Genomic DNA, 26,758 nt, shown 5'->3' on the forward strand with positions numbered 1-26,758 from the left:
GCTGCTGCAAGGCAGGTTGCCGCTGATCCTGGCACCGCATCCGGATGACGAAACGCTCGGCTGCGGCGGGCTGATCGCCCAATGCTGCGCCGCCGGCATGCCGCCGCATGTCGCCATCATGACGGACGGCAGCCATTCCCATCCGAATTCCAAGACCCACTCGCCGGACCGCATTCGTCATATGCGGGAAGAGGAGGCGCGGTCCGCGTTGCGTCTCCTCGGCCTGCCGCCGGGCCAGACGTGGTTTCTCGGCCATGAGGACAATGACGACCTGCCAATCGCAGGACCGGCCTTCCAGTTCGCCGCGCGCCGGCTTTCCGGCATCTGCGAGACCCATGGCTGCCAGGTGATCATCGCGCCCTGGCGGCTGGATGGTCAGCAGGACCATGAGGCGACGGCGACGCTCGGCGAGCATGTGGCGCTGCGCGACGATCTCGACCTCATCTTCTATCCGATCAACGGCTGGTCGATGCCGGATACGGAAGAGGTGGACGAGTTGCAGCCACGCGGCTGGCGGCTGGATATCACGGGCGAGGTCGCGCTGAAGGAAAAGGCGATCATGGCCCATGCCTCGCAATATGCCGGGCTCATCACCGACGATTGCGAGCATGTCGTCTGCCAGCAACTGATGGCCGCGGCCCGGCGCCCGGTGGAAGTCTATCTGGCAGCCTGAACGGAGCAAAAAAAACCTGCCTGACTTTCGCCCATGGGGAAATCGGGTAGGGAGGGTCACGCTCGACTGAGACTTCAGGAAAGCCAAGATACAGGCTCCGGCTTTTTTCATCGCCGAATATCGCAGAAGATATATTATGTTAAGTAAGAGCGCTGGTGCGGTCGGTGGCGGCAAAAATAAGGGCCGCGACGGGTAAACAAGTGGCCCCTCCCTATGTTTCACTGAGCAAACAGCCAAACATCGGGAGAGAAGTTTTGGGAGATAGCCAGCAACCCTTGGCCGTGCGGCGGCTCGGCCTCACCGATATGAAGATCACCCCGGTCGGCTTCGGGGCCTGGGCGCTTGGCGGCGGCGAATGGGCAGCCGGCTGGGGCGCGCAGGACGACGAGGACTCCATCGCTGCCATCCGCCATGCCGTGGAACGCCACGAGGTCAACTGGATCGACACCGCCGCCGTCTATGGCCTCGGCCGTTCGGAGGAAGTCGTCGGCGAAGCCTTGCGGCGCATGAGGCCGGACGTGCGGCCCTTCGTCTTCACCAAATGCGGCCTGATCTGGGACGAGCAGGACACCGCCGCCTTCCCCAAGCGTATCGGGCGGCCCGACAGCATTCGTCACGAGCTGGAGGCCTCGCTCCGCCGCCTCGGCGTGGAGCGCATCGACCTCTACCAGATGCACTGGCCGGCCGAGGACGGCACGCCGATCGAGGACTACTGGCAGGTGCTGCTGGACCTCAAGACCGAGGGCAAGGTGCGCGCGGTCGGGCTCTCCAATCATAATGTGGAGCAGCTGACGCGGGCCGAGGCGCTGGGCCATGTCGATACCCTGCAGCCGCCCTTCTCGGCGATCGAGCGCGGTGCGGCGGAAGCGGTGCTTCCCTGGTGCGCCGAAAACAATACCGGGGTCATCGTCTATAGCCCGATGCAGGCGGGGCTGCTGACGGGGGCCTTCACCGAAGCGCGCGCGGCGTCCCTCGGCCGCGACGACTGGCGCTCCCGCAGCGGCAATTTCCAGGGCGACGCGCTGCGCCGGAACCTCGACCTTGCAGAGGCGCTGAAACTCATCGCCGAACGCCGGAGCGTGCCGGTGCCGGCCGTCGCCATTGCCTGGGTATTGTCCTGGCAGGCGGTGACAGGGGCGATCGTCGGCGCGCGCCGGCCGGACCAGGTCGATGGCTGGGTCGAGGGCGGCCGCATCATGCTCTCGCCGGCCGATCTCGACGAGATCGCGACCGCCATCGGCAAGACCGGTGCCGGACGCGGACCGGCCCGTCCGCCTATCGCCGCGTAACTCAGATCTGCTTGACCTGGCGAGATGCACCGGTATATGGTGCATCTCGCCAGGAGGCAGAAATGAACCTTCTTGTCAGCGTGACAGATGTGATCGGCGGGGCCGCAGCCCTGGGCGAAGAGCCGCGCATGGGCGCGGATATCATCCGCCTCGTCCGCCGCGGCCTGCCCGTCGCCAGCATTCAGTTCGTGCTCGATACCGGCCGGCTGACCTTGGCCGAACTCGACCGCATCGTGCTGCCGCGGAAAACCCTCGCCAACCGTCGCAAGCTCGGCTCGCTGACGCCGGAACAGTCCGACCGGCTGGTACGGGTCGCGCGCCTCATCGCCGCCGCCGAGGAGACGTTCGGCAGCCAGGAGAAGGCCAATCGCTGGCTGCGGCGGGAAACGGCGGCGCTGGACGGGGACCGCCCGCTCGATCTGCTCGACACGGATGAAGGCGCCCGGCGCGTCGAAACGCTGCTGGGCCGCATCGGCCACGGCATCGCCGCCTGATCCCCCTTCCCCTTGTCCCCCTCTCCCGAGCCTGAGCCCCGCACCGGCTGGCGGCTCTGCCGCGAGCCCTTCGCCGATCTTACCGGCCAGGGAGCTGCGCTCTATGGCGGGCGCTGGAATTCCCCCGGGACACCCTTGGTCTATCTCGCGGCCAATGCGGCCCTCGCGCTGCTGGAGGTGCGGGTGCATCTCGACCTGCCGCCCGACCTGCTGCCGGACGATTACGTGCTGCTCTCGGTCGGACTGGACGGGCTGAGCCTGGAGCGGTTGGAAACGCTGCCCGAGGATCCGCGCGGCTTCGGCGACCGCTGGCTTGCCGAAGGCCGCACCGCGCTGCTCGACGTGCCCTCTGTCCTCGTGCCCGAAAGCCGCAATCTGCTGCTTAATCCGCGCCATAAGGAGGCAGGTCAGGCCCGCATCCTGCACCAGCGACGCTTCGCCTTCGATCCGCGCCTCTGGCTCGGCGGCTAGAATGTGAGTCACGGACCCGGTGACTCGCGCCTGCGATTGCTCCGGACCGCTCAGGTTCTAGTCAGAGGCCAAGTCCTCTGGCTTGCGGTGTTTCCGGCGGACCGGCTTCTGCACCGCCGCGCCATGGGGCAGCTTCATGGCCTCCTGCATGACCTTCAGCTTGTAGGGCGTGGAGAGCCAGGGCGTATGGGAGTGGTAGTCCCCGATGGCGCGCCACATGTCGCCATGCTCCTCATCCACATAGGTACGCAGGATGCTGGCGGCGGCGGCGATGTTGAAACAGGGATTGAAGATGAGGCGCGTCACGACAGTCTGCGGCGGCAGGCCGGTTGAACGGGCCAGCGGCGTTACCCAGCGGGTATTGACCTGCATCAGGCCGAGATCGTGCGAGCCGTCCTTGTTGGGACTGACGGTGCCGACCTTGCCCCCTTCCACGCGCTGGATCGCGGGCAGCGCACGAACCGGCAAGTGATAAGCGGCCTCGGCCGCCACCATGCATTCGTGATAGGGGATTGGCATGAAACCCCCGGCCGGCCCTCAGCTGCCCTTGAGCGAAGCGTAATAGGCGGCCAGCGCCTGCATGTCCGCAGCACTCAGCTGGGCGGCGATGCCCGTCATCATATCCGCCGAGGACCCCAGCCGTTTGTGGTTCTTGTAGTCGGCGAGCGCCGCTTCCAGATAGCCCTGCTTCTGCCCGGCGAGGCTCGGGATGGTCGGCGAACCCGAGATGCCGCCATTGCCGTGGCAGGAGGCGCAGAGCGGCACCTGGGGAGGCGCGCCGGCGGCCCGGGCCGCAAGCGGAAACGCGGCCACCAGGGCGAGGCCAGCCAGGAACGCCAGACGGTGGAGCATGGCGGAATGTCCTTGTCTCAGACCCTCAGGCTACGCTGCGGGGGGAGCCGCCGGCAAGAGCGCGCGGCCAGAGCGGCCCGCGCCCGCACGACCTCCGGCCCGGTGACCCGGAGCGGCGCGGCTCCCAGCGCCTCCATGATCAGCGCCACGTCGCCGGCTGCCGATCCCCAGGCCGGATACAGCGCCACAGGCCCCTGCCCTTGGTCGAAGCTCTGCCGATCCCCGGTATCGAGATAGCTTTCCGCGGGCATTCCCTCGGCCAGGATCACGGCATGCCGCGCCAGTTCGACGTGGAAATACCCGACGCGCGCCCGCGCGCATTGCCGGACGGAGCCGCCATTGGCGAGGTGTTTGACCGGGATCAGCACGCCTTCGGCAAAGACCGCATGATCGGGTGAGAGGAAGAGATCAGCGACGGGAAGGCCGGGCCCGAAGGCACCGGCCGCGATGCGCACCGGCCAGACTTTCTCGGGCGCTGGGTGGTGTGCGCAATCGACCGCGCGGTACCCGATCCAGCGGACGGGCAGGGTCTCGCCCTGCGCGGTGACGAGGCAGTCACCCACCGCCAGCGCCTCAACCGCAACGTCGCCGCCGGGCGTGCGAAGCCGGGTCCCGCGTGCGAAACAGGCCGGCTCCAGCGACACGAAACCACCCGTCACGTCGAACATCACGCTCTCCCCCAGGAAAGCGGTGAGGCCGCTGTTGATGTAGCTGCCCGCACCGTTATCCGGATAGCTCAACACATCCTGGCTCTGGAGATCCCCCAGTGTGAAATCAAGCAGCGTCGTGGAGGCCGCCGTGAGCGTGACATCGTCAACCGGGGTGGCGATCGTGAAACTGTCGCCGCCCGGGATGAAACTGTCCGGCGCGCCGGTATCGAGCACGACGCCGGTCGAGACCGCGGCCCCGCCATTGACGACGAGCGCGCCGGTCACGAGCTGCTCCGCGTAGTCATAGGGATCGGTGCCGGAGGTCGTCTGCCCCTGCATCGCGATGGTGCCCGCCGCCACGAAGGACGCGATCTGATCCGCGGTCAGACCCAGCTGCAACGTGCCGATCGCATAGGTGCCACCTGAGACGATGGTGCCGATGCTCGCCAGACTGTCGAGCGTCACGATGAAGCCGTCGGAAAGCGCGGTGCCGAATTGCTTGAGGAAGGTCTCCAGCCCGTCCTTGTCAGCGAGGGAGGCGCCGAAATCGCCGTAGAAGGCACTGTAGAGCGGCGGCCCGCCCTCGGCCGCATTGGTCGTGTTCCAATACTGGCCGCTCGCTTCCTGGATTTGGGCGATGGTGCCGGTGGTGGTGATCGTCCTGCCGTCGCTGCCAAGCAGCGAGACCGTCCCGGTCACTGGTTCGGCGGAATAGATCAGCCCGCTGGAATAGCTGTTGGTGACGGTGATGCCGCTGTCCGTGACCGGCCCCCAGGCGGCGTCCTCCGCCGCCCAGAAGCCTTTGCCGCCGGTATCGAATTCGTACATCTGGAAGGTCTGGCCGCCATCCAGGCTGACCTCGATGCCGATCTTGTAGACGCCACCGGCATCGACGAGATAGAGCGGCACGCTGACCGTATCCGCCGACTGACCGCTCACGCCCGCCTCCCTGGCCGAATTTCTTGTCTGGAAGGCTAGGCTAGGAAACGGACGCCTGGCGAGAGATTAAGGCGCCGGCATGGTTCGTAATCCGCGCCAGCACATCCTCCAGCCGGTCTGCTTCCGCCGCCGGCTTGTCCGTGCGGATGCGGCTGATCCGCGGAAAGCGGAGCGCGACCCCCGATTTGTGGCGGCGGGAGAGCTGGGCGGCATCAAAGGCGATTTCCAGCACCAGAGTTTTCTCGACCTCCCGCACCGGTCCAAAACGCGCCAGGGTGTGATTGCGCACCCAACGATCCAGGAAGGCGAGTTCCTGGTCGGTAATGCCGGAATAGGCCTTGCCCACGGGCACAAGTTCAGCTGCCTCCCCCTCCCCGCGCCAGACGCCGAAAGTGTAATCGGAATAGATGCTGGAGCGGCGGCCATGACCGCGCTGGGCATACATCAGCACCGCGTCCAGCGTCAGCGGGTCGCGCTTCCATTTCCACCACGGCCCCTTCGGCCGGCCGGCGAGATAGGGACTGTCGCCCCGCTTCAGCATCAGCCCCTCGATCCCGGCATCCCGCGCACCCATGCGCAGTTCAGCCAGCGCCTCCGCGCCGTCCACGGGGATGAGAGGCGACAGATCCATGCCTGGCGGGTGATGCACCTGGAACCAGGATTCCAGGCGAGCGCGGCGCAGGTCGAAGGACAGCCCGCGCAGATCCTCCGCGCCATCGAACAGGATGTCGTAAAGCCGGACGCCTGCCGGGAACTCCTTCAGCATCTTCGGCCCCGGAGCCTTGCGGTTCAGCCGCTGCTGCAGATTGGCGAAGGGTGCGACGACGCCTTCACGGATGACGAGAAGCTCGCCGTCTAGAACGCCGTCAAAATTCATCGCCGCGAGGATTTCCGGAAAGCCGTGGGAGATATCCTCCGCCGTGCGGGTATAGAGGCGGCAGCCCTGAGATGTGGCCACCAGTTGCACGCGGATGCCGTCCCACTTCCATTCGGCGCGGTAGGCGGACCAGTCGAGCGCATTGCGGTCCGTCTCCTCCAGCGCATGGGCGAGCATGGTCGGGCGGAAGACCGGGGCACCGCCTGCTTCGGGTTTCGCAGCGCGCCCGGAGAGCCAGTCGAACAGCGGCAAATAAGGCGCGTTGAGGCCGTGCCAGACTTCCTCGATATCATCCGCCGGAACCCCCGCCATTTCCCCCAGCGCAATCTTGGCGAGGCGGGCGGAGGCGCCGACCCGCAGGCCGCCGGTGATGAGTTTCAGCAGCGCCAGCCGCTCGGACGCGTCGCAGACGGAAAGCCAATCCGCCAAAATCGGCGGCAGCTCCGCTTTTGGCGTCTCCCGCAGCACGCGCACCACGTCGGAAAGGCGGGGGGCAGAGCGCTGCTCGCTGCCCGACGCCGGCCCCTCCGGCCAGATGAGTGCCACCGTCTCTGCGAGGTCGCCGACATAGTCGTAGGACCAGGCGAACAGCGTCTCGTCCACCCGCTCTGTGGTGATCTGGCGGATCATGGCGGGCTTGGCAGCGGTGAAGGAGAGATCTCCCGCAATGGCGGCGAGTGCGAAGCCGCGGTCGGGGTCCGGCGTATGCGTGAAATAGTCGCGCAGCAGCGCGAGCTTGGCGAGGCGCCCTGGGGTGAAGACCAGACGCTCCAGCAGGGCGGCGAAAGGCGTCACGCCTCGCCCTCCTCGTCCTCGTAGCCGATCAGGCGGAGCGCCCGGCCGCGGACCTGGCGCCGCGCGAGCGCGTGGATCAGTGCTTCCTCCGACCCGTGAGTGACCCAGACTTCCGGCGCAGCCGTTTCGGCGATGGTCCGCAGAAGGCCGTCCCAATCGGCGTGATCGCTGATCACCAAAGGCAGTTCCACCCCCGCCATTTTGGCGCGCTGGCGGATGCGCATCCAGCCCGAGGCGCGGGCAATGACAGGATCGTTCATGCGGCGGGACCAGCGGTCCGCCGCCGCGGCCGGGGGAGCCACGACAATGGCGCCTTTCAACTCGTCCTTCGCAGCACCCGTCGCGGACGCGAGCGGCCCGAGCGGCACGCCGGCCTCTTCGTAAAGGCGGCAGAGCGCCGTCAGCGCGCCGTGGATATAGATCGGCTGGTCCCAGCCGGCTTCGCGCAACAGCGCGATGACCCGCTGCGCCTTGCCCAGAGAATAGGCGCCGACGACATGCGTGCGCTCAGGAAACACCGTGAGACTGTGCAGGAGTTTGGCAATTTCATGCGCGGGCGCCGGGTGGCGGAAGACCGGAAAGCCGAAGGTCGCCTCGGTCACGAAGACATCGCAGGCGACGGGCTCGAAAGCGGCGCAGGTGGGGTCAGGCTCGCGCTTGTAATCCCCGCTCACCACCGCCCGGCTGCCCTGCCAGTCGAGCACCACCTGGGCCGAGCCCAGAACGTGGCCGGCGGGAACGAGTGTGATGGTGACGCCGCGATGGCTGAGGGGAACGCCGTAGCCGAGTGGCTGCGCCGTCTCCCCTGCCCCGCTCTCGCCCATCCGCACGCGCATGATGGCGAGCGTCTCGGGCGTCGCGAGCACCGTGCCATGGCCGGGCCGCGCATGGTCCGAATGGCCGTGGGTGATGACCGCGTGAGAGACGGCCCGCAGCGGATCGATGAAGAAATCCCCGGGCTCGCAATAGAGCCCCTGGGGCAGAACACGCAGCCAGGTTTCGGGATGGGGCGCGGACATCGATCCAGGATATGGGCTGGCCGGCGCGGGAGACAATCGCGCGCGCCGGCTGTAGGAGATTGGCCTCACAAGAAGCGGGCGAAACCCATGCGATTCTGGCGGCGTGCGCGCCCGGAACAGACCTCGGCCGTGGATCAGCGGCCACCGCTCTATCTCCATGCCGGCCTGCACAAGACGGGGACGACGGCCCTGCAGATGGCGCTCCATACCCATGCGGCGCGGCTGAAGACGGCCGGTTTTCTGTATCCTACAAGCGGCATCCCCGAGGGCTCGGACGGGCACCACAACCTCGCCTGGGAGATGGCGCGCGACCGCCGCTTTCGCGCAGGCGTCGGCACCATCGACGACGCGGCCCGTGAAATTGCCGCCCACGGCGGCCCGGCGATCCTCTCGAGCGAGGATTTCGAAACCATGCTCGACCGGCCGGAAGAGTTCGACGCTATCGCGGACCACCCTCTGCTGGCCGGCCATCGCCTCGTCCTCGTCGTTTATCTGCGGGAACAGAGCGCCTATTTCCGCTCGCTCTTCCTCGAACTCACCGTTCACGGGCTGACCGCCGAGATGGCTACGCTTGCCGAAACCGTGCGGGAACGCGGCTGTTTCGACCTCCATGAATGGCGCTTCCAGTTCGACTATCACCGCGTCGCGACGCGACTTGCCGCATGGCGTGGTGGCAGCCTGATCCTGCGCAACCATCATGCGCTTGCCGGCGGCTCGACAGTGACGGACTTCCTGGATCTTGTCCGCCCGGGCATTACGCTGCCGGAGGAAGACAGCGTCCGCTTCGTCCATGCAGAGCGGCCGCTGGCCGAGGCCGTCGCGGATTTCTTCATGGCGCGGCTCGCCGCCCCGCTGAACGAGGCGCAGCGGGAGGCGATTGCAGCCGCCTGCAGCAGCGCGGGACATGCCAAGCCGGATCTCTCCCTGGCGCTGCAGGCCCGGCTGCAAAGCGCCTTCTCCAGCTCCAATCACAAGCTTGCCCAATCCGCCGGTCTCTCCCTGACCGCCGCCGCAAGCCGCGCCGGCGTTCAGCGCAACCGGCTGGCGCTGGACGGGCTCTTCACCTTCGAGATGCAGAACCGGCTGACGGCGCTGGCGGCGAACTGACGCCTATTCCAGCCCCGCCTCGCGCCGGGCGCGTTTCATGAAGACGTCCAGGTAGTCCTGCAGATCGTTCACGCTCGCCGCCGAGAGAAAGACTGGCGCGGTGATGACGACCTCCCCTTCGGCCAGGCCGAAGACGGCACGCCTCAGGCCAGGCGCACTGCCAGGCACGTTGCCGGGCACGCTGCCGGGTGGCGGCTGCGCCGAGATCACTGATGCAGCGGGGTCCATCTCGCTTTCCTGCGCGATCATCTGCTGCGTCTCCCGCCAGGCGCGCAGCGCGGTTTCGGCCGCCGGCGGAATGAAGCCCTGCGTCATCAGGAAGGCACGGATGGTGCCATCGCTCGCGCCCTTTCCGGGGAAACGTTGGGCAATCGCCTGGAACAGATCCGGGCGCGCCGCCGCCTCTGCCAGAGCCTGCAGGCGTTCTGCGCTCCCAGGCGGATGGGCGATGACGCGTACGGCCAATTCCGAGACCCGCAGCTCCTCGCCCTTGCCTTCGAGCAGACCGAACTTGCCGAGCGCGGCGATGACCGCGAGGGATTTACCGTTAACGCCGGAATAGCCCAGCCGCTCAGCCGTAAGCGCACGCGTTAAACTGCTCCGATAATCGCTCTCGTAAACGCTTTTGGCCCGTTGCACGGCTTCCTTGAGGCCGATCTGCGGGTAGTTCGGGCTGCGACTGCGCGACATCGTCCGTCACTCCCAATTTCGCAAGGGATAACGCGGGGAGGCGGCGCATTCAAGCCCGCACACCATTCTAACGCATCTCGAGTTATCCTCCGTTTAGTCAGTTATCTTTGCGGAAGGGCCCTTTGATCTTCGCAGGGAAGCGGGCGGGCGCCACGCACCGCACGCACGCCATCGCGCCCTGGGAGCGAACGAAAATTCGCGCTATGTTCTCATGCGATGAGCGCCCGCGCCCCTGCCCGCCCGAAGCCTTCCAGACAAACCGCGCAGGATAAGCTGCTGCCGGCCGCCTTCCGGGCGTGGTTCGCCGGGCGTGGCTGGCAAGCCCGCCCGCATCAGCTCGAGGTTCTGGAAGCGTTCCGGCGCGGACGGCATGTGCTGCTGATCGCCCCCACGGGCGGCGGCAAGACGCTGTCCGGCTTTCTGCCGAGCCTGGTGGACCTCGCCCTGCCCCGGCCCGAGGGCAGCGGCGTTCACACGATCTATGTCAGCCCGCTGAAGGCGCTGGCCACCGACATCGCCCGCAACCTCAGCGGACCCGTGGCCGAAATGGCCCTTCCCATCCGCATCGAGACGCGGACCGGGGACACGCCGCAGAACCGCCGCGCGCGCCAGCGCGAAAACCCGCCGGACATCCTGCTCACCACGCCGGAAAGCCTTGCGCTCCTCCTGTCCCAGGACGATGCAACGCATCTTTTTCGTGATCTCCGTTCCGTCATCATCGATGAGGTTCATGCGCTGGCCGGCATCAAGCGGGGGGACCTGCTCGCCCTTGGCCTCGCCCGGCTCGCGCGCCTGGCGCCGCAGGCGCAACGCATCGGCCTCTCCGCGACCGTCGCCTGGCCACAGGCGATCGCGGCCTATGTCGCGGCGGACGGACAGGGCGGCGGCCTCGACCTGATCGAGGTCGCGGACCCAGCGCCGCCCGATCTCTCCATCATGCTGCCGGCCGGGCATCTGCCCTGGGGCGGCCATATGGGCCTGGCCGCCGCGCCGGACATTCTGGCCCGCATCCGGGAGGCCGGGCTTACCATCGTCTTCGTCAATACCCGTGCCCAGGCCGAACTGCTCTTCCAGGAGATATGGCGCATCAATGAGGAGACGCTGCCGGTCGCCATCCATCACGGCAGTCTCGACGTGGCGCAACGCCGCAAAGTCGAGGCCGCGATGGCGGAGGGCCGGCTGCGCGCCGTGATCGCGACCTCCTCCCTCGACCTTGGCATCGACTGGGGCGGTGTGGATCAGGTGATCCAGGTCGGCGCGCCCAAGGGCGTGTCCCGCCTGCTCCAGCGCGTCGGCCGCGCCAACCACCGCATGGACGAGACGAGCCGCGCCGTGCTCGTTCCCGCCAACCGCTTCGAGGCGCTGGAATGCGAGGCGGCCCGCCAGGGCGTGGCGGCGCGAGAACTGGACGGCGATGCCCCGCACCCCGGGGGCCTGGATGTGCTGGCCCAGCATCTCCTCGGCCTCGCCTGCGCCGGCCCCTTCCATCCCGACGACGCCTTTGCCGAAATTCGCCACGCCGCGCCCTATGCCGCGCTTGACCGGAAAACCTTCGATGACGTGCTCGGCTTCGTCGAAAACGGCGGCTACGCGCTGCGTGTTTATGAACGCTACGCCAAGCTGTTTCGCGATTCCGAGGGCCGCGTGCATCTCCGCAATGCCCGCATTGCGCGGCAGTACCGGATGAATATCGGCACCATCGTGGAAGCGCCGATGATCCGCTTGAGGCTCGGACGTGGCGCCAGCCTGGGCGAGGTCGAGGAATGGTTCATCACGCAACTCGCGGCAGGCGATACCTTCATGTTCGCCGGCCGCCTGCTGCGTTTCCTGCGGTTGCGGGAAACCTGGGCCGAGGTCGCGGACGGCGGCGCCGGAACCCCGAAAGTGCCGACCTATCAGGGCGGGCGGTTGCCGCTCTCCACCGGTCTTGCCGCCCGCGTGCGCGCCTTGTTGCACGACCCCACGCGCTGGCCGGCCTTTCCCGAACCGGTGCAGGAATGGCTGCGCCTGCAGGGCGAACAATCCGCCCTGCCCGGCCCCGACGATCTCCTCGTCGAGACATTCCCCCGGCACGGCCTCTGGTATCTCGTGGCTTACTGCTTCGAGGGGCGGAACGCGCACCAGACGCTGGGCATGCTGCTGACCCGGCGGATGGAGCGTTTCGGCCAGGGCCCGCTCGGCTTCGTTGCGACCGATTACGTGCTCGCCATCTGGTCGGCCTCCGAGCCGCGCGATCTCGACGCGCTTTTCGACGAGGAGATGATGGGCGACGACCTGGAAGCCTGGATGGCGGAAAGCTCGATGCTGCGACGGACCTTCCGCAACGTTGCGGTGATTTCCGGCCTCGTCGACCGGCAGATGCCGGGAGCCGAGCGCAACCGCCGGCAGGTGACGGTCAATACCGACCTGATCTATGACGTGCTGCGCCGGCACGACCCGAACCACATCCTGCTGCGCGCGACCTGGGCGGACGCCGCGGGGGGGATGACCGATCTCGGGCGGCTCGCTGGCATGCTCGGCCGCGTGCGCGGACACATCACCCACCGGTCGCTCCCCCATGTCTCGCCGCTCGCCGTGCCCGTCATTCTCGACATCGGGCGCGAGCAGGTGGCGGGTGCGGGCGAAGAGGATTTGCTCGCCGAGGCCGAAGCTCTTGTCAGCGAGGCCACGGGAGAGGAACATCCAGAGAACGTTCTTGCACGATCACTCACTTTCGAACCGAGGCTGACCTGACGCATGAAGACCGAGCCTGACGATCCCCGCCCGGGTGCCGCCGCGTGAGCGCCGCCGCCCCGCTGCATATCGGTGGCGAACGCCTGATGCTTGATCCCTCGGGTGCCATCTTCTGGCCATCCCGGAGCCTGTTGATTCTAGCGGATTTGCATCTGGAGAAAGGCTCGGCCGCTGCGACCCGGGGCCGGCTGCTGCCGCCTTACGACAGTCGCGTAACGCTGGATCGTATAACACAGTTATTGCGGCATTATTCGGCGAAAGCGGTGTTAGCTCTGGGTGATAGCTTCCATGATGCGGAGGGGGCGGCCCGCCTGCCGGAAGCTGACCGCGCCCGGCTGGCTGGCCTCGGCACGCGGACGGAGTTCATCTGGGTCCTGGGCAATCACGATCCTGTCCTGCCCGACACGCTGCCCGGCCGCGTCCTGCCCGAATGGGCGGAGGGTCCCTTCCTGTTTCGCCACGCTGCCGAACCCGGCACGCCGGCGGGCGTGGAACTCTCCGGCCACTATCACCCGAAAGCGACGGTGCCGGTGCGGGGCGCGACGATCACCCGTCCCTGTTTCTTGACCGACGGGCATCGCCGTCTGATCCTGCCCGCCTTCGGCACCTATACCGGCGGTCTCGATGTTGCGGAGCCGGCGGTGGCACGCTTCTTCCCGCGTGGCGCGCGCATCTTTCTGCTCGGCCAGGACCGCCTGTTTCATTTCCACATCGCCCGGGCCCGCGCCGCGGCAGCGGCAGCGGCGCCCGCGTGAAGATCGGTATCGCTCTCCTGCTCCTCACGCTTGCGGCGGCGCTGGAAGTGGGTGGAGACGCCATCATTCGTCGTGGCTTGCATGGTCATGGCATGCTCGCCCGAACAGCGCTCATTCTCGCGGGTGGCGGGGTGCTGATGCTCTACGGTCTCTTCGTCAATCTGCCGGCTTGGGATTTCGGTCGGCTGCTCGGCATCTACGTCGTGCTGTTCTTCATCGTCGCGCAGATCGTCAATCGCGTGGGCTTCGGTGTCTCCCCGAGCACGCCCGTTCTGCTTGGCGGTGGCTTCATCCTGGCGGGCGGCCTGATTATGACGCTGTGGCGGGGGTGATCAGAAGCCCATCAAAAGAAGACCGAACCTGCCGCTTCCTGCCGGAAGCCCCACCAGTTGAACCCCTATCCGGCCGCTCCCCGCCAGAAAGACTAGCCGCGATAGACGGGCGCACCACCCGGCGCGCCGGTGGTGCCGCCATCCACGACGATCTCGGACCCCGTGACGTAGCGGGATTCGTCAGAGGCGAGGAACAGCACCGCCTGCGCCAGTTCATCGGCCTCGCCAAAGCGGCCGAAGGGAATGGCGCGCGCATAGGTCGCTTCCAAGGCCGCGTATTCGGCAGCAGTCGGCGCCCGGTTGTCCCAAATCGGCGTGCGCGTGGCGCCTGGCGTCACCTGGTTCACACGGATGCCGCGCGGCGCCAGGTCGGTCGCGAAATTCCGCGTCATGGCCCGCACGCCGGCCTTGGTCGCGGCATAGCCGGCGCTGTGCGGCAGGCCGAGCACGGCGTGAACCGAGCCGTTGAGGATGACCGAGCCGTGGTCAGACAGATGCGGCAGTGCCGCCTGCACGGTGAAGAAGACCGCCGTCAGATTGGTGCGGATGATCTGGTCGAACTGCGCGAGCGTGGTCTGGCCGAGCGGCGTCGGGCCGCCGATGCCGGCATTGGCGAAAACGATGTCGAACCGGCCCAATTCCTTCGCCGCTTCGGAGATACCCCGTTCCAGCGCCTCGATATCGGTGACATCGGCCTGAATGGCGACAGTCCCCGGCCCGATCAGGGCCGCCGCCTCATCGAGCTTTCTGCGGTCCCGCCCGGTGATGGCGACGCGGGCGCCCTCGGCCGCAAACATCTTCGCCGTGGCAAGGCCGATGCCGCTATTGCCGCCGGTGATCAGGGCCGTTTTCTGGGCCAAACGCATGGGATCTCTCCTTGTTTTACGCTAAAAATGGATTATGTTCGTAATCTACTTCGCAAGATTATGCTCATAATCTTCTTTGTCAAGGACCACCCGATGGGGCGCTCGCAGGCCGCCAAGGCCGAAACACATGATCGAATCGTTCAGATCGCCTCTGAGCGGCTGCGCGCCGAAGGGCTCGCCGGGGTCAGCGTGGCGGAGTTGATGAAGGAGGCGGGGCTGACGGTTGGCGGCTTCTACAAGCATTTTGCGACGCGGGAGGACCTGGTGGCGGAAGCCGTGGCGGCCGGCCAGGGCAACTGGCAGGCCCGCATGGCGCAAGCTGCGTCGGAGGCGGAAAAGCCGCAGATCGGAGAATTGATCGACCGCTATCTCAGCCCCAAGCATCGCGATGCGCCGGAGGCGGGTTGCCTCGCCGCTACCCTGGTCGGCGAGATCGCCCGCAGCGGAAAGCAGACCCGTGCAAGCTTTACGGAAGGGCTAGCCAAGAGCTTTAACCTGCTGGTCGACCGTCTGCGCGCTGCCGGCACGACTGGCGATGACGCCGCTCTGCGGGCCAAGGCGATCACCGTCTATAGCGCGCTGATCGGCGCGATCGGGATGGCGCGGGCGGTCGACGATCCCGCCCTGTCGCTGGAGATCATGGAAAGCGCCGCAGCGCAGATCAAGGCACTCGCCACCCCTGAGGGCTAAGGCCTATGAGCGCCCCGTGTGTCAAACGCGGTCGGTGCAGTTCCACAGCGCCGCGATAAAGACATCAACATCCGCGCGGCTGAGGCAGAGTGGCGGGCGGATTTTCAGCACATTGGCGCCGAGCCCGGCCGCCCCGATCAGCACGCCCCGGTCGCGAAGCGCATTCATGAGAGCCGTGGTGCGCGCAGCATCCGGCCCGCCGCTCTCAGGGTCGATGATATCGACGCCGGTATAGAGGCCGGCGCCCCGCACCTCACCGATCACCGGCCGCTCGGCCGAAAGCGCGCGCACGCCATCGCGCAGATAGGCGCCGACGTCGCGCGCATTGGCGATCAGCCCCTCCTGCTCGATCACCTCGAGCACGGCGAGACCAGCGGCGGCGGCCACCGGATTGCCGCCAAAGGTGTTGAAATAGCCGAAATGCTCGGTCAACAGCCCGAGCAGCTCCGGCCGCGTGACGAGCCCCGCGAGCGGAAAGCCGTTGCCCATGGGCTTGCCGAGCGTGACGATATCCGGCGTCACGCCATGACGCGCAAAGCCCCAGAGCCCGGCGCCGGTGCGGCCGAAACCGGGCTGCACCTCGTCCGCGATGAAGAGTCCGCCGGCCGCATGCACGGCCGCGACCGCAGGCGCCAGAAAGCCTGGCGGGTCGGCGAAAATGCCATCGCTCGAAAAGATCGTATCGACCAGCAGGGCCGCCGTGCCGATGCCCATCGCCGCCAGTTCGGCGATCTCGGTCTCCACAGCGCGGGCAAAGCCGCCGGCTATATCCGGCCCGTAGTGGCGCGGGTCCGGCGCGGGCACGGTGCGCACAGAGGCAGGCGGCCGGCCGGTCTTGTAGGTGGAGGGCGAAACCTCCGTCACCGCCATGGTATTGCCGTGATAGGCACCCGCAGTGACGATGATTCCCTGCGCACCCGTCGCGAGCCGGGCGATGCGGAGAGCGAGGTCATTCGCTTCCGACCCGGTGCAGGAAAAGGTGACATTGCTGAGCGGCGCAGGGAAAGTGCCGAGCAGACGCTCGGCATAGGTTGTGACGACATCCACCAGGTAGCGCGTATGGATGTTGAGCTTCGCCACCTGATCCTGCACCGCCCGCACCACATGCGGGTGGCAGTGGCCCACGGAGGGGACATTGTTGTAGAGGTCGAGATACTCTCGCCCATCGGCGGCCCTGAGGCGCGTGCCCTGCGCGCTTACCATTTCGATCGGCTCGCGGTAGAAAAGCACCGCGCCGCGCCCGAAGGCGGCCAGCCGTCGTGCGACCGCAGGGGATGCCGTTTGGCCGTCGGATGCCTGATAGGCGTTGAGGCTGAGGATCGGCGCGATTGACGGGTCCACGGTCACTCTCTGGTGCGAAGGGCGAGATAGGCCTGGGCAAGAGCCACTGTGCCGTCCGTATAGGCCGTGCCCATGGCCTGCGCCGTCGGCGTTTCAGCATGGGACGCGATCCAGGCGGTGAGCAGAATACGCCGCAGCATCACGAAATCATCGATGGCGGCCTCATCCTCCGGGCCGATGGGCGCTATGCGCCGGTAGCCGCGCATCCAGGCCGCGCGCAGCGCGGGAATATAGGGCTCATGTTCGAGAAAGCTGATGGCAGCCGCGAAGTCATAAAAATACCAGCAGAAGCCGCAATCGTCGAAGTCGATCACGGAAAGCCGTTCGCCCTGCACAAGAAGATTGGCGAGACGAAGATCGGCATGGACGAGGCCGAAACGCTCTGTGCCATGGCCGTAGACCGCGAGCCGGGCTTCGAGAAGGACGCTTACCTGCTCGATGACGGCGCGGCCCTCGGGCGTGAGGCCGAGACCCGCCCGCCAGTCGCCCCAATGAGGCGTGGCCCCGAGGGTCGTTTCAAAAGTCCATAGCCGGCGCTGGAAGCCGGGTGGTTTCACCCAGGCGCGCGCATGGGCGTGGAGGCGAGCATGGATCGCCCCCAGCTCCTCGAACCAAGGCACGAGATCGGCATCCGCTGCGGGCTCTGCGCCCGGCTGGAAGGCAAAGCCGGTCATATAGCGGACGGCGCCCTCATCCGGCACGCCAGCGATCAGGCTGCCGTCGGCGAGCGGCACGGGCGCGGGCGTCTCGATCACGCCCTCGCTGCGCAGCGCCTGGACCCAGGCGAGTTCCGATTCGATTTCGGCGCGCGTATTGTAGCCGGGGCGGGAGACACGGAGTGCCATGTCAATCCCCGTCGCCGCATCGCGCACGCGATAGGTCGCATTCTCGGAAATGGTGAGGAGCGAAACCTCCGCCCCCTCGCTCACACCCCATGAAGGCAAGGCCGCGCGGACGCCCGCTTCAAGCCGCGTCAGGAAAGCCACGTCGTAAAGCGGACCCGCATTCATGCTTTTACTTCACCGGCGGCACATCGCCCACGATGATGTCAACCCGGCGCACCTCGATCTTGGACATCGGCACGTCGGGCTGCACCGGGCCCTTGGCGATGGCGCCAATGCGGTTCTTGTCCACGCCGTCAGCCACCAGTTGCGCCGTCACCGCACTGGCGCGTTCGCCATCGATATCGGCGGGCTCGACATAGTGGTTGCCCGGGGGCGCGCCATAGGCGACGAGCGTAATGGCATCGGACGGATGCGACTTGGCAAAATTGGCCGCCGCCGTGACGACGCCGGAGGCACCATTGTCCACGGAGGCCGTCATCGGTGCGAAGAACACCGGGAAACGTTTGCCGGTGGGCTGCGGCGTGACGAGCGCACAGGCTGCCACCGAAAGAAGCAGGGGAATGCCGAAGAGCCAGCGCATATCAATACCTTCAAAAGGTTATAGCCTTACGCTGGCTGTAGATCACGGCCGATACGCCGTCAATGAAACGACGTACCGGCCTTCGCTGTTCAGTTCAGTTCATCAACGCCAATGCTGGGGCACCCAGACCCAGGTGCCATGGCGATTGGCCCAATGGCCGGGGACGAACTGGCGGTATTCGGCGCGGCGCGGAATATAATGGCCGCCGCGCCAGTCATAGCGATGACCATCCCAGCGCCAATGCCCCGGCTCCCACACATAGGCGCGGCCCGGCGGCGGCGGCGGCGGCGGCTCGCGGCGCGGCGGCGGCAACGGGGGATAGCCCTGTGCCTGGGCGCTGTTGCTCCCCGCCACGCTGAGGCCCACGGCCGCGGCAAGGCCGCCGACACCGGCGAGGCCGAGGCGGCCGAGCAGCACGCGGCGGGCGGGCGACTTCGGCTCACCCGTGGATTTTTGACGCATCGTCTCTCCTTTCAGGACAGGCTTGTTCTGAGCCTCGCAGGAAGCCCGTCGCTCGCGGCCAAAAGAGGGCGGCAATGTTACCGAATCCGGAAATCGCGCCCGCTCGCGCGCCCGTGATGCTCCGACTGACGGGCAACGCGAGCGACGGCGATTGATGAGACACTATCCAAGCCGCGACAGTGCCGCTGCGAGCCGCGCGGCCTCGGCCTCGAAACTCTCCAGACGGTCGCGATTCTCCTGCACCACTTCCGGCTTGGCGCGCGCGACGAAGCTTTCGTTACCAAGCTTGCCCCGGACCTTGCCCGCCTCCTCCAAAGCCTTCGCGCGCTCCTTCTCAAGCCGAGCGCGCTCGGCAGAAAGGTCGATCAGGCCTTCAAGCGGGATGACGATGGTGACACGTCCCAACACGGCCTGAGCCGAGCCCTTGGGCACATCGCCCGCCAGCGGACTGACCTCGGAGGCGCGACCCATGCGGCGGATCGCCTCGATCCAGCGCGCCGCGCGGCCGAGTTCCTCGGCCCCCGCATCGCGCAACAGCAAGGGTGCCAAGACCGAGGGGGGCACGCGCATTTCGGCCCGCACGGCGCGCACGGCGCTGATGAGACCCACGACCCAATCCAGTTCGGCGCGGGCGATCTCGGACTCCGCGACCGTTACGGCCTCCGGCCAGGGCGCGCGGATGAGCGTGCCTTCCGGCCCGAAGCCGAATTCGCCCCACAGTACTTCGGTGACATAAGGCATGGCCGGATGCAGCAGCTTCAGGATGATGCCGAGCACATGGGCGGCGACGGCGCGCACTTCCGCCGCTTCCTCGGTTTCGCCCTGATTGAAGACAGGCTTGGCGAACTCAACGAACCAGTCGCAGAAGGTGTTCCAGGTGAAGCGGTAGCCCGCGGATGCGTAGTCATCCAGGCGGTAGGACTCCAAAGCTGCCGTCGCATCCGCCACCGCCCTGTTGGCCGCGTCCAGAATCCAGCGGGAGAGTGGAAGCTTTGCCGTTGCCGGATCAAATCCAGACACCGGGCGGACGTCATTCATCTCCAGGAAGCGAGCCGCATTCCACAGTTTTGTGACGAAGGAGCGATAGCTTTCGACAACGGCCGGCCCAAGCTTCACATCGCGGCCGGGGCCGGTCAGCGCGCAGATCGTGAAGCGCAGCGCATCCGTGCCGAACTGGTCGATGAGGTCGAGTGGATCGATGACATTGCCTTTTGACTTCGACATCTTCTGGCCGCGCTCATCCCGCACCAGGCCGTGGATATACACCGTCTTGAAGGGCACCTCGTCCATCGCGAAGAGACCCATCATCATCATTCGCGCAACCCAGAAGAAGATGATGTCAAAACCCGTCACCAGCACATCGGTCGGGTAGTAGCGGGCAAGTTCGGGTGTCTGCTCGGGCCAGCCGAGCGTTGAAAAGGGCCACAGGCCGGAGCTGAACCAGGTGTCCAGCACATCCTCGTCCTGAATCAGCGCCTCATCGCGCCCGTAATGGGCGCGGGCCTGGGCCATGGCGCCGGCCTCGTCCTCGGCCACGAAGACCGTGCCGTCCGGCCCATACCAGGCCGGGATGCGATGGCCCCACCAAAGCTGGCGGGAAATGCACCAGGGCTCGATATCGCGCAGCCAGGCGAAGAAGGTGTTCTCCCACTGCTTCGGCACAAAGACGGTGCGACCCTGCTCCACCGCCGCCACTGCCGGCTTGGCGAGGGTCGCGGCATCGCAGAACCATTGCACCGTCAGCAGCGGCTCGATCGGCACGCCGGACCGGTCGCCATGCGGCACCTGGTTGCGATGCTTTTCGACCTTCGCAAGCAGCCCATACTGTTCCAACTGCTCGACGATCGCCGAACGCAGCTTAAAACGGTCCTGACCGACGAGACCTTGCAGGAAGGCGGGGTCGGCCACGCCGGGAACGGCGCGCAGCTCTGCGGAAATCTCCTCCAGCGTGAAACAGGCCTGGCGGTCGAGCACGGAGGGCATGGGTAGGTCGTGCCGCCGCCCGACTTCGAAATCGTTGAAATCATGCGCGGGCGTGATCTTCACGGCACCCGTGCCCTTGGTGGGATCGGAATGCTCGTCCGCCACGATCGGGATACGCCGGCCAACGAGGGGAAGAAGGGCGAATTTGCCGATGAGATCCCGGTAGCGCTCATCCTCGGGGTTCACCGCGACCGCCACGTCCCCCGGCAGGGTCTCGGGCCGGGTGGTCGCGACCGTGATGAAGCGGCCGTCCATGCCCTCGATCGGGTAGTTCAGATGCCAGAGATGACCATCCATCTCTCGGCTTTCGACCTCGAGGTCGGATATCGCGGATTGAAATTTGGGGTCCCAATTCACCAGCCGGCGGGCGCGGTAGATGAGGCCCTTCTCGTGCAGCTGCACGAAGATGCGGCGGACGGCGCGGGAGAGGCCCTCGTCCATGGTGAAGCGCTCACGCGGCCAGTCGAGCGATGCGCCGAGGCGGCGCAACTGGCGGGTGATGGTGCCACCCGATTCATGCTTCCACTGCCAGACGCGCTCAAGGAACGCCGCGCGGCCCATCTCCTTGCGGCTCAGGCCCTCGGATGCCAGCAGCCGCTCCACCACCATCTGGGTGGCAATCCCGGCATGGTCCGTGCCGGGCTGCCACAGCACGTCCCGACCCGTCATGCGGCGGTAGCGCACGAGGCTGTCCTGCACCGTGAAGGTCAGCGCGTGACCCATGTGGAGGCTGCCGGTAACGTTCGGCGGCGGGATCATGATCGTAAAGGGAGAGCCGGCGGCAGCCGGATCGGCACCGAAGGCGCCGCTTTCTTCCCAGGTTTTATAAAGCCGGGCTTCGGCTTCGGCGGGGGCGAATGTCTTGTCGAGCATCCGTCTGACCTAGCGGAGAGCGCGCCCGGCCGGAAGGGGGCTAGATGCGCATCGGAGTGGCGGAAAAGCGCGGGCTTTCCGCCACTCCAAGCGGCTGGCGGGTCAGACCACCTTGTCGGTCGACGGGTCGATCAGGTGCATGTTGTTCATGTCCACCGAGAGCTGGACGCGGGTGCCCTGCCGCACGGGCACCAGCGGGTCGATGCGCGCACAGAAGGGCGCTTCCATGACGTCCTTGTGCTCGCTTTTATCGCTCCCAAGGAAGAAGTAGATCACCGTCTCCATGCCCATCGGCTCGGTGATGTCGATATCGACCGGCATGGTCGCAAAGCCGGGGCGGTTGTCCCCGGTATCGACCGGCAGATGCTCGGGGCGGATGCCGAAGAGCATGTCCTTTCCGGCATAGGGCGCGTAGCGGCTGAAGCGCTCGGCCGGCACGGCGAGCGACACGCCGTTTTCCAGATTCACGGACAGGCCGTCGCCCATCTTCACCAGCTTGCAGGGAATGAAGTTCATGCCCGGGCTGCCGATGAACCCAGCGACGAAACGGGTCTCGGGGTGGTGATACAGCTCCTGCGGGGGCCCGACCTGCTCGATAAGACCCTGGTTCATAACGACCACGCGGTCGGCCAGCGTCATCGCCTCGACCTGATCATGGGTCACGTAGACGGTCGTGGTCTTGACCGTGTTGTGAACCTTCTTGATCTCGGTACGCATCTGCACGCGCAGCTTGGCGTCGAGGTTCGACAGCGGCTCGTCGAACAGGAAGACCTTCGGATTGCGGACGATGGCGCGGCCCATCGCGACGCGCTGGCGCTGACCGCCGGAAAGCGCGCGGGGTTTCCGCTGCAGCAGGGGCGTGAGATGGAGGATGCGCGCGGCTTCTTCCACCCGGCGCCGGATGTCTTCCTTCGGAAACTTCCGCAGCTTCAGGCCGAAGGCCATGTTGTCGTAGACCGACATATGCGGATAGAGCGCGTAGTTCTGGAAGACCATGGCACAGCCGCGCTCGCGCGGCTCCAATCGGTTCACGATCCGGCCGCCGATGGCGATCTCGCCGTCGGAGATTTCCTCGAGGCCGGCAATGAGCCTCAGAAGCGTCGATTTCCCGCAACCGGAGGGGCCGAGAACGACCAGGAATTCACCGTTCCTGACATCCAGGTCGATGCCATGCACGATCTCCATTCCGCCGAAACTCTTTCTAAGACCCCGGATGCGAATGTCTGCCATTCCGCCGTGCCCTACTTTTCGGTCGCGATCAGGCCACGTACGAACCAGCGCTGCATCAATACGACCACCAGTAACGGCGGCAGCATGATGACGAGCGTGCCAGCCATGGCAACGTTCCAGTCAGGAATCCCGAAACTGCCGGGGATAAGCTCCTTCAGCTCCATCACCGCCGTCCCGTGCGCGGCGTCGGTGGTGACCAACAGGGGCCAGAGATACTGATTCCACCCCCAGACGAACATGATCGTGCCGAGCGCCGCCATGTTGGTCTTTGAGAGCGGTACCAGAATGTCCTTGAGGAAGCGCAGCGCCCCGGCCCCATCCATCTTGGCGGCCTCGATCAGCTCGTCCGGGATGGTGCGGAAGAACTGGCGGTAGAGGAAGGTGCCGGTGGCGGTAGCGATCAACGGCAGGATCAACCCGGTATAGGTGTTGAGCAGACCCCACTGCAGCGCGATCCTTACGCTCGTGACCTTCTCGATGAGCCAGGAGATGCCCGCAAGGTCGAGGAGAGTTTGATAGGGGCTGAGAACGTTGGCCGCGACCGCGTAAGTCGGCACGATGCGCACTTCGAGCGGCAGCATGAGCGTGATGAAGATGAGCCAGAAGATGAGAACACGACCACGATAGCGGAAGAACACGAGCGAGAAGGCCGAGAGACCGGCGATGACCACCTTGCCGGCCGCCACGCCGCCGGCAAACAGGATGCTGTTGACGATCTTGCGGCCGAGATCGGCCCGCGCCCAGGCCTCCACGATGTTCTTTGCGAGATCGTGGCCGGGGATCAGCGGCATCGGCACCTGGTTCACGGTGCGCAGATCCTGCGTCGCGGCGATGGCCACGATCCCGAACGGCGCGAGAGCCGCGAGCAACGCAAGGAACAGAAGTATCTGAGTCAGAATATCGACGATCGGAGTGCGCTCGACCATCGGCCATGCTCACTTGTAGTGGATTCGGCGTTCGACGAAGCGGAATTGGGCAATCGTCAGGACTATGACGAGGAGCATGAGGATGATGCTCTGTGCCGCGGCACCCGAGTAGTCGAGCCATTTGAAGCCGTCGAAGTAGATCTTATAGACCATCAACTCAGTCGCGCGCGCTGGGCCGCCCTGGGTCATGATGTCGACGATACCGAAGCTGTCGGTGAAGCTGTCGGTAAGGTTGATGACGATCAGAAAGAATAGGGTCGGAGCGAGGAGCGGGATCTGCATGTCGCGCATGCGGCGGAGAAGTCCTGCGCCGTCCATGGCGGCCGCCTCGATCAGCGACTTCGGAATGGCCTGCAGCGCCGCCAGGAAAAAGATGAAGTCATAGCTGATGTATTTCCAGGAGAAGGCAATCACGATGCAGATCATGGCATCGACGCCATGGAGCGCCGGGTTCCATAAGCCGGGCCAGATCTTGTTGACGAAGGCCATGAAGCCCGCCTCCGGTGCCAGAATAAAACGGAAGGCCATTCCGAGCGCCGGCGCGGCAATAGCGAACGGCCAGACGAGTACCGAGCGATAGATGCGCGAGCCTCGCAATTCGCGGTCAGTAAGCAGCGCCAATACCAGGGCCGTCGACATGGCCAAGCCCGTGCTTGCCGCGGCAAAGATCGCGCTGCTGACAATAGAGTTCCAGTAGACGGGGTCAGACAGCATGGCCGTGAAGTTGGCGAGTCCGACCCACTCGTTGCCGCCGCCCCACGGGCGCTCGAGCGTAAATGCCCAAAAGAGGGCCTCGCCTGCAGGCCAATAGAAGAATGTGAAGATCAGAAGGATCTGCGGCGCAATCAGGGCGATACCCAGCCAATGGCTGGTGAAAAAGGCGCGCTCCTCCATCTGCGCGCGCTCGCGTTTCCGACTTGCCGGGGCGCCGGCAAACCGGCCAGCACTCTTCTCGGGCGCCTCGCCCCCGACCACAGGCCGGGGGACGAGACCCAGTTCAGAGTCCGAGGTGGTCACAACGTCCGCTCAAGGAAGCTGTTTGCCCTTGTAGGTAGCCTCGAAGCGGCGAAGGATCGCATTGCCGCGCTGCACGGTTTCGTCCAGGGCCTGCTGGACGTCCTTTTTGTTGGCGAAGATCTCCTGCAGGCCGTTCGACAACTCGCCACGGATCTGCAGGAAATTCCCGAGACGGATTCCGCCCGGCCCGCTGCCCACCGGTTCCACGTTCAGCTCGGCGATGGCCGTCTCGCGGCCCTTGTAAGGCGGCTTATCGTAAAAGCCGTGCGACTTCATGTACTCAAAGCCCGTCTTGGTGACGGGAATGTAGCCAGTCACCGTCGACCAGAAGAGCGCCTGCTCGGGTTGGGAGATAAAGTTGAGGAAGGCGGCGGCGGCCTTGTACTCCTGCGGCGAATGGCCCTTGAGGACCCAGAGCGAAGCGCCGCCGACGAAGGAGTTGTGCCGCTTGGTGCCTTCATAGACCGGCAGCATAGCCACATCCCAGTGCATGTTCGGGTCGGCGGTGCGGCCGATATTGCCGTGGTCGCCGACCGAGGTGAGCGTCATCTGGCAATGGCCTGAGGCGAAGGCCGCGACATAGTCCTCGCCGGTTTTTGGCGACTTGATTTTGGCCAGCCCCTGGTCGTACCAGTTCTTAAGGTCCGTGGCGAATTTCACGAACTTGGTCTTGTTGAAGGTGAGCTCGGCATCGAGCCCTCCGAAGCCGTTGTTCTTCGTCGCGATCGGCTCGCCATGCACGGCGGAGAACTGCTCCATAAGCTGCCAGCTCTCGTCCTCACTTATGTCGAAGGCGAACGGGCAGTCGTAGCCGGCGCCCTTCAATGCCTTCATGTCGGCGGCCGCCTCTTCCCAGGTCTTCGGTGCCTCGGTCTTACCGATTTTCTGGAAGGCGTCCTTGTTCCAGTAGAGCAGCGCCGTCGAGGAATTGAAGGGGAAGGAGAACATGTCACCCTTGGAGCTGGCGTAGTAAGCCCGGATCCCGGGGAAGTAGTTGTTCCAATCGACCTTGTAGCCATTGTCGGCCATCAGCTTGTTGGCAGGGTAGTAGGCATCGGAGAGCATGAGATCGAGCGTTCCGACGTCGAACACCTGGACGATGGTCGGCGGCTTGCCGCCGCGGAAAGCAGCGATCGTGTTCTGCACGGCGGCGTAGTAGGAGCCCTGGCTGGTGCAGACGACCTGAGCGTCCTTTTGCGAGTCGTTGAAATGCTGGCAGACCTCCTGCACGCGCTTGGAGATGTCGCCCGAATTACCGTACCAGAAATCGATCTTGACCGGGTCGGCCGCAGCCGGTGTTGCCAGAAGGCACGCAAATGCCAGAGTGCTGATGGCAGAGAAAAGCGTCGTGCGCATGGACTCCTCCCTTCGTTCTAGGCTTCTTCGTGTTTTGCAGCTTTGTCATAAAAGCGTAACCACTCCGGAGACGTTATTGGCAACACCTCATTCGAGCATGCTCCCGCTGACAGCCAAGGGCGGCGTGACATCGGCCCGCTCAGCCAGCCGGTTCCACCGTGACGAGGAGACAATCGTGGTCGGAAATGTACGCGCCATTCGCGTCGAGCGCGGGAACGATTTCAGGAGCGACCGCCCGCAAGCCGCGCGTAAAGATCCAGTCGATTTTGCCAAGGGGTCGCATCGGCTGGCCCGGCTGCGCGCGCTCGGTCGGTCTGCCCGGGACATTGGTCGCGCTCCAGTCGAAGCCCCGGTCCGCGAGTTCCCGGAACAGCGGCTCATGGGCTTCGACGTCGAGAAGCCGCTTCGGATCGGCTGTGAACTCAGTTCGCCGAAACTCTACATCGCGATCCTGCGTCCGATCGACCGTCGAAGTATTAAAGTCGCCGCCGATCAGCAGCGGCGCGGCCCCATCGTATCTTTCGACGACATCGAGAAGATGAGAAACCTGCGCCTTCCGCTGAATGGGGCTGGAATTGCTCTCGAGATGCACCGATACGAAAGTCACCCAAATCCCGGCAATCTCGATCTGCGCGCCGATCGCCATACGGCCGCCGATCCGCTGCTGGCCTCGCGCCGGCCCGAACCAGCCGCCACCGGCCTCGAGGCGCACCATGAAAGGACGATGAAGGCGGAGGGCGCTGGTCAAGGCGTTGCCGTGAAATCCGAGCAGGTTCTGCTCGCCGGGGCTTGTAAGGATCTCGTTCTGGTCGCCGAGATCGAGCTCGATAAACTCGACGCCATAAGCAAAGGAGTGCCCCAACCTTCCGGCCAGCTCCGCAAGGCAATGCCGGTTCCCCGACCGGGCCATGCC

26 protein-coding genes are annotated in these 26,758 nt (G+C 65.8%); 9 read left to right on the forward strand and 17 right to left on the reverse strand.

Annotated elements, in window-relative coordinates:
* The 4 genes from VL752_RS07280 to VL752_RS07295 form a co-directional block, all read left to right on the forward strand.
* Positions 1-673: PIG-L deacetylase family protein (locus VL752_RS07280; protein WP_325353642.1), on the forward strand; the 673-nt coding region annotated here is incomplete at its 5' end.
* 254 nt (positions 674-927) lie between these two features.
* Positions 928-1,962, forward strand: coding sequence for an aldo/keto reductase (locus VL752_RS07285; RefSeq protein ID WP_325353645.1), 1,035 nt, complete (start codon positions 928-930; stop codon positions 1,960-1,962).
* Positions 1,963-2,024: 62 nt separating this feature from the next.
* A complete protein-coding gene (gene parS / locus VL752_RS07290; RefSeq protein WP_325353647.1) occupies positions 2,025-2,456 on the forward strand; it encodes a type II toxin-antitoxin system Xre/ParS family antitoxin in 432 nt (143 codons plus the stop codon).
* A gap of 12 nt (positions 2,457-2,468) precedes the next feature.
* The gene (locus tag VL752_RS07295) at positions 2,469-2,927 is read left to right on the forward strand and encodes an RES family NAD+ phosphorylase (RefSeq protein ID WP_325353649.1); all 459 of its coding nucleotides are present in this window, start codon (positions 2,469-2,471) and stop codon (positions 2,925-2,927) included.
* A gap of 57 nt (positions 2,928-2,984) precedes the next feature.
* Here VL752_RS07295 and VL752_RS07300 read toward each other — a convergent pair whose 3' ends face one another.
* The 5 genes from VL752_RS07300 to VL752_RS07320 are packed head-to-tail and all read right to left on the reverse strand — an operon-like array spanning position 2,985 to position 8,059.
* Positions 2,985-3,446, reverse strand: a complete 462-nt coding sequence (locus tag VL752_RS07300) for a lytic transglycosylase domain-containing protein (RefSeq protein WP_325353651.1) — start codon at positions 3,444-3,446, stop codon at positions 2,985-2,987.
* Between the two features lie 18 nt (positions 3,447-3,464).
* Entirely contained in the window at positions 3,465-3,779 is a 315-nt protein-coding gene (locus tag VL752_RS07305) for a c-type cytochrome (RefSeq protein WP_325353653.1), read from the reverse strand.
* A 17-nt stretch (positions 3,780-3,796) separates the two neighbouring features.
* Positions 3,797-5,368: a Hint domain-containing protein gene (locus VL752_RS07310; RefSeq protein WP_325353655.1), complete on the reverse strand. Its 1,572-nt coding sequence runs from the start codon at positions 5,366-5,368 to the stop codon at positions 3,797-3,799.
* 40 nt (positions 5,369-5,408) lie between these two features.
* Positions 5,409-7,040 (reverse strand): cisplatin damage response ATP-dependent DNA ligase, encoded by a 1,632-nt coding sequence (locus VL752_RS07315; protein WP_325353657.1) that lies wholly within the window; start codon positions 7,038-7,040, stop codon positions 5,409-5,411.
* The gene (locus VL752_RS07320; RefSeq protein WP_325353659.1) at positions 7,037-8,059 is read right to left on the reverse strand and encodes a ligase-associated DNA damage response exonuclease; all 1,023 of its coding nucleotides are present in this window, start codon (positions 8,057-8,059) and stop codon (positions 7,037-7,039) included. The genes VL752_RS07315 and VL752_RS07320 overlap by 4 nt, the downstream gene beginning before the upstream one ends.
* An 87-nt stretch (positions 8,060-8,146) precedes the next feature.
* Here VL752_RS07320 and VL752_RS07325 point away from each other — a divergent pair, with 87 nt between their 5' ends.
* Positions 8,147-9,166, forward strand: coding sequence for a hypothetical protein (locus VL752_RS07325; RefSeq protein ID WP_325353661.1), 1,020 nt, complete (start codon positions 8,147-8,149; stop codon positions 9,164-9,166).
* A 3-nt stretch (positions 9,167-9,169) separates the two neighbouring features.
* Here VL752_RS07325 and VL752_RS07330 read toward each other — a convergent pair whose 3' ends face one another.
* A complete protein-coding gene (locus VL752_RS07330; RefSeq protein WP_325353663.1) occupies positions 9,170-9,856 on the reverse strand; it encodes a hypothetical protein in 687 nt (228 codons plus the stop codon).
* A 216-nt stretch (positions 9,857-10,072) separates the two neighbouring features.
* Here VL752_RS07330 and VL752_RS07335 point away from each other — a divergent pair, with 216 nt between their 5' ends.
* The 3 genes from VL752_RS07335 to VL752_RS07345 are packed head-to-tail and all read left to right on the forward strand — an operon-like array spanning position 10,073 to position 13,676.
* Positions 10,073-12,589, forward strand: coding sequence for a ligase-associated DNA damage response DEXH box helicase (locus tag VL752_RS07335; RefSeq protein ID WP_325353665.1), 2,517 nt, complete (start codon positions 10,073-10,075; stop codon positions 12,587-12,589).
* A 44-nt stretch (positions 12,590-12,633) separates the two neighbouring features.
* Positions 12,634-13,344: a ligase-associated DNA damage response endonuclease PdeM gene (gene pdeM, locus VL752_RS07340; RefSeq protein ID WP_325353667.1), complete on the forward strand. Its 711-nt coding sequence runs from the start codon at positions 12,634-12,636 to the stop codon at positions 13,342-13,344.
* Positions 13,341-13,676, forward strand: a complete 336-nt coding sequence (locus tag VL752_RS07345; protein WP_325353669.1) for a hypothetical protein — start codon at positions 13,341-13,343, stop codon at positions 13,674-13,676. Before pdeM ends, VL752_RS07345 begins: the two co-directional genes overlap by 4 nt.
* A gap of 92 nt (positions 13,677-13,768) precedes the next feature.
* Here the strand turns inward: VL752_RS07345 and VL752_RS07350 are convergent, their stop codons facing one another.
* Positions 13,769-14,542, reverse strand: coding sequence for an SDR family NAD(P)-dependent oxidoreductase (locus tag VL752_RS07350; protein ID WP_325353671.1), 774 nt, complete (start codon positions 14,540-14,542; stop codon positions 13,769-13,771).
* A 93-nt stretch (positions 14,543-14,635) separates the two neighbouring features.
* Between VL752_RS07350 and VL752_RS07355 the strand changes: the two genes are divergently transcribed.
* Positions 14,636-15,232: a TetR/AcrR family transcriptional regulator gene (locus VL752_RS07355; RefSeq protein ID WP_325353673.1), complete on the forward strand. Its 597-nt coding sequence runs from the start codon at positions 14,636-14,638 to the stop codon at positions 15,230-15,232.
* A gap of 21 nt (positions 15,233-15,253) precedes the next feature.
* On the opposite strand, the gene VL752_RS07360 is transcribed toward VL752_RS07355, so the two are convergent.
* From VL752_RS07360 to VL752_RS07405, 10 genes are all read right to left on the reverse strand, one after another.
* Complete coding sequence (locus tag VL752_RS07360; RefSeq protein WP_325353675.1) at positions 15,254-16,573, reverse strand: aspartate aminotransferase family protein; 1,320 nt, start codon at positions 16,571-16,573, stop codon at positions 15,254-15,256.
* A 2-nt stretch (positions 16,574-16,575) separates the two neighbouring features.
* Positions 16,576-17,583, reverse strand: a complete 1,008-nt coding sequence (locus VL752_RS07365; RefSeq protein WP_325353677.1) for a phosphotransferase enzyme family protein — start codon at positions 17,581-17,583, stop codon at positions 16,576-16,578.
* 4 nt (positions 17,584-17,587) lie between these two features.
* A complete protein-coding gene (locus VL752_RS07370; RefSeq protein WP_325353679.1) occupies positions 17,588-17,998 on the reverse strand; it encodes a hypothetical protein in 411 nt (136 codons plus the stop codon).
* 102 nt (positions 17,999-18,100) lie between these two features.
* Positions 18,101-18,460, reverse strand: a complete 360-nt coding sequence (locus VL752_RS07375; RefSeq protein WP_325353680.1) for a hypothetical protein — start codon at positions 18,458-18,460, stop codon at positions 18,101-18,103.
* A gap of 162 nt (positions 18,461-18,622) precedes the next feature.
* Positions 18,623-21,316: a valine--tRNA ligase gene (locus VL752_RS07380; RefSeq protein WP_325353682.1), complete on the reverse strand. Its 2,694-nt coding sequence runs from the start codon at positions 21,314-21,316 to the stop codon at positions 18,623-18,625.
* Positions 21,317-21,418: 102 nt separating this feature from the next.
* Entirely contained in the window at positions 21,419-22,546 is a 1,128-nt protein-coding gene (locus tag VL752_RS07385) for an ABC transporter ATP-binding protein (protein WP_325353684.1), read from the reverse strand.
* An 11-nt stretch (positions 22,547-22,557) separates the two neighbouring features.
* Entirely contained in the window at positions 22,558-23,472 is a 915-nt protein-coding gene (locus VL752_RS07390) for an ABC transporter permease subunit (RefSeq protein ID WP_325353686.1), read from the reverse strand.
* Positions 23,473-23,481: 9 nt separating this feature from the next.
* Entirely contained in the window at positions 23,482-24,366 is an 885-nt protein-coding gene (locus VL752_RS07395) for an ABC transporter permease subunit (protein ID WP_325353688.1), read from the reverse strand.
* 132 nt (positions 24,367-24,498) lie between these two features.
* On the reverse strand, positions 24,499-25,845 hold the full coding sequence (locus VL752_RS07400) for an extracellular solute-binding protein (protein ID WP_325353690.1): 1,347 nt from the start codon (positions 25,843-25,845) through the stop codon (positions 24,499-24,501).
* A gap of 139 nt (positions 25,846-25,984) precedes the next feature.
* Positions 25,985-26,758, reverse strand: a 774-nt coding sequence (locus VL752_RS07405; protein ID WP_325353692.1) for an endonuclease/exonuclease/phosphatase family protein, incomplete at its 5' end; no start/stop codon positions are given.

Source organism: Acidisoma sp. (assembly GCF_035492295.1).
Lineage (GTDB): Bacteria > Pseudomonadota > Alphaproteobacteria > Acetobacterales > Acetobacteraceae > Acidisoma.

What these genes read in the sequence shown, in the direction of transcription:
- VL752_RS07390 (WP_325353686.1), bottom strand. Translation starts at nt 23,472, where the DNA reads ATGGTCGAGCGCACTCCGATCGTCGATATTCTGACTCAGATACTTCTG.
- VL752_RS07330 (WP_325353663.1), bottom strand. Translation starts at nt 9,856, where the DNA reads ATGTCGCGCAGTCGCAGCCCGAACTACCCGCAGATCGGCCTCAAGGAA.
- parS (WP_325353647.1), top strand. Translation starts at nt 2,025, where the DNA reads ATGAACCTTCTTGTCAGCGTGACAGATGTGATCGGCGGGGCCGCAGCC.
- VL752_RS07335 (WP_325353665.1), top strand. Translation starts at nt 10,073, where the DNA reads ATGAGCGCCCGCGCCCCTGCCCGCCCGAAGCCTTCCAGACAAACCGCG.
- VL752_RS07320 (WP_325353659.1), bottom strand. Translation starts at nt 8,059, where the DNA reads ATGTCCGCGCCCCATCCCGAAACCTGGCTGCGTGTTCTGCCCCAGGGG.
- VL752_RS07365 (WP_325353677.1), bottom strand. Translation starts at nt 17,583, where the DNA reads ATGAATGCGGGTCCGCTTTACGACGTGGCTTTCCTGACGCGGCTTGAA.
- VL752_RS07395 (WP_325353688.1), bottom strand. Translation starts at nt 24,366, where the DNA reads ATGGAGGAGCGCGCCTTTTTCACCAGCCATTGGCTGGGTATCGCCCTG.
- VL752_RS07325 (WP_325353661.1), top strand. Translation starts at nt 8,147, where the DNA reads ATGCGATTCTGGCGGCGTGCGCGCCCGGAACAGACCTCGGCCGTGGAT.
- VL752_RS07370 (WP_325353679.1), bottom strand. Translation starts at nt 17,998, where the DNA reads ATGCGCTGGCTCTTCGGCATTCCCCTGCTTCTTTCGGTGGCAGCCTGT.
- VL752_RS07300 (WP_325353651.1), bottom strand. Translation starts at nt 3,446, where the DNA reads ATGCCAATCCCCTATCACGAATGCATGGTGGCGGCCGAGGCCGCTTAT.
- VL752_RS07375 (WP_325353680.1), bottom strand. Translation starts at nt 18,460, where the DNA reads ATGCGTCAAAAATCCACGGGTGAGCCGAAGTCGCCCGCCCGCCGCGTG.
- VL752_RS07380 (WP_325353682.1), bottom strand. Translation starts at nt 21,316, where the DNA reads ATGCTCGACAAGACATTCGCCCCCGCCGAAGCCGAAGCCCGGCTTTAT.
- VL752_RS07355 (WP_325353673.1), top strand. Translation starts at nt 14,636, where the DNA reads ATGGGGCGCTCGCAGGCCGCCAAGGCCGAAACACATGATCGAATCGTT.
- VL752_RS07305 (WP_325353653.1), bottom strand. Translation starts at nt 3,779, where the DNA reads ATGCTCCACCGTCTGGCGTTCCTGGCTGGCCTCGCCCTGGTGGCCGCG.
- VL752_RS07400 (WP_325353690.1), bottom strand. Translation starts at nt 25,845, where the DNA reads ATGCGCACGACGCTTTTCTCTGCCATCAGCACTCTGGCATTTGCGTGC.
- VL752_RS07350 (WP_325353671.1), bottom strand. Translation starts at nt 14,542, where the DNA reads ATGCGTTTGGCCCAGAAAACGGCCCTGATCACCGGCGGCAATAGCGGC.
- VL752_RS07385 (WP_325353684.1), bottom strand. Translation starts at nt 22,546, where the DNA reads ATGGCAGACATTCGCATCCGGGGTCTTAGAAAGAGTTTCGGCGGAATG.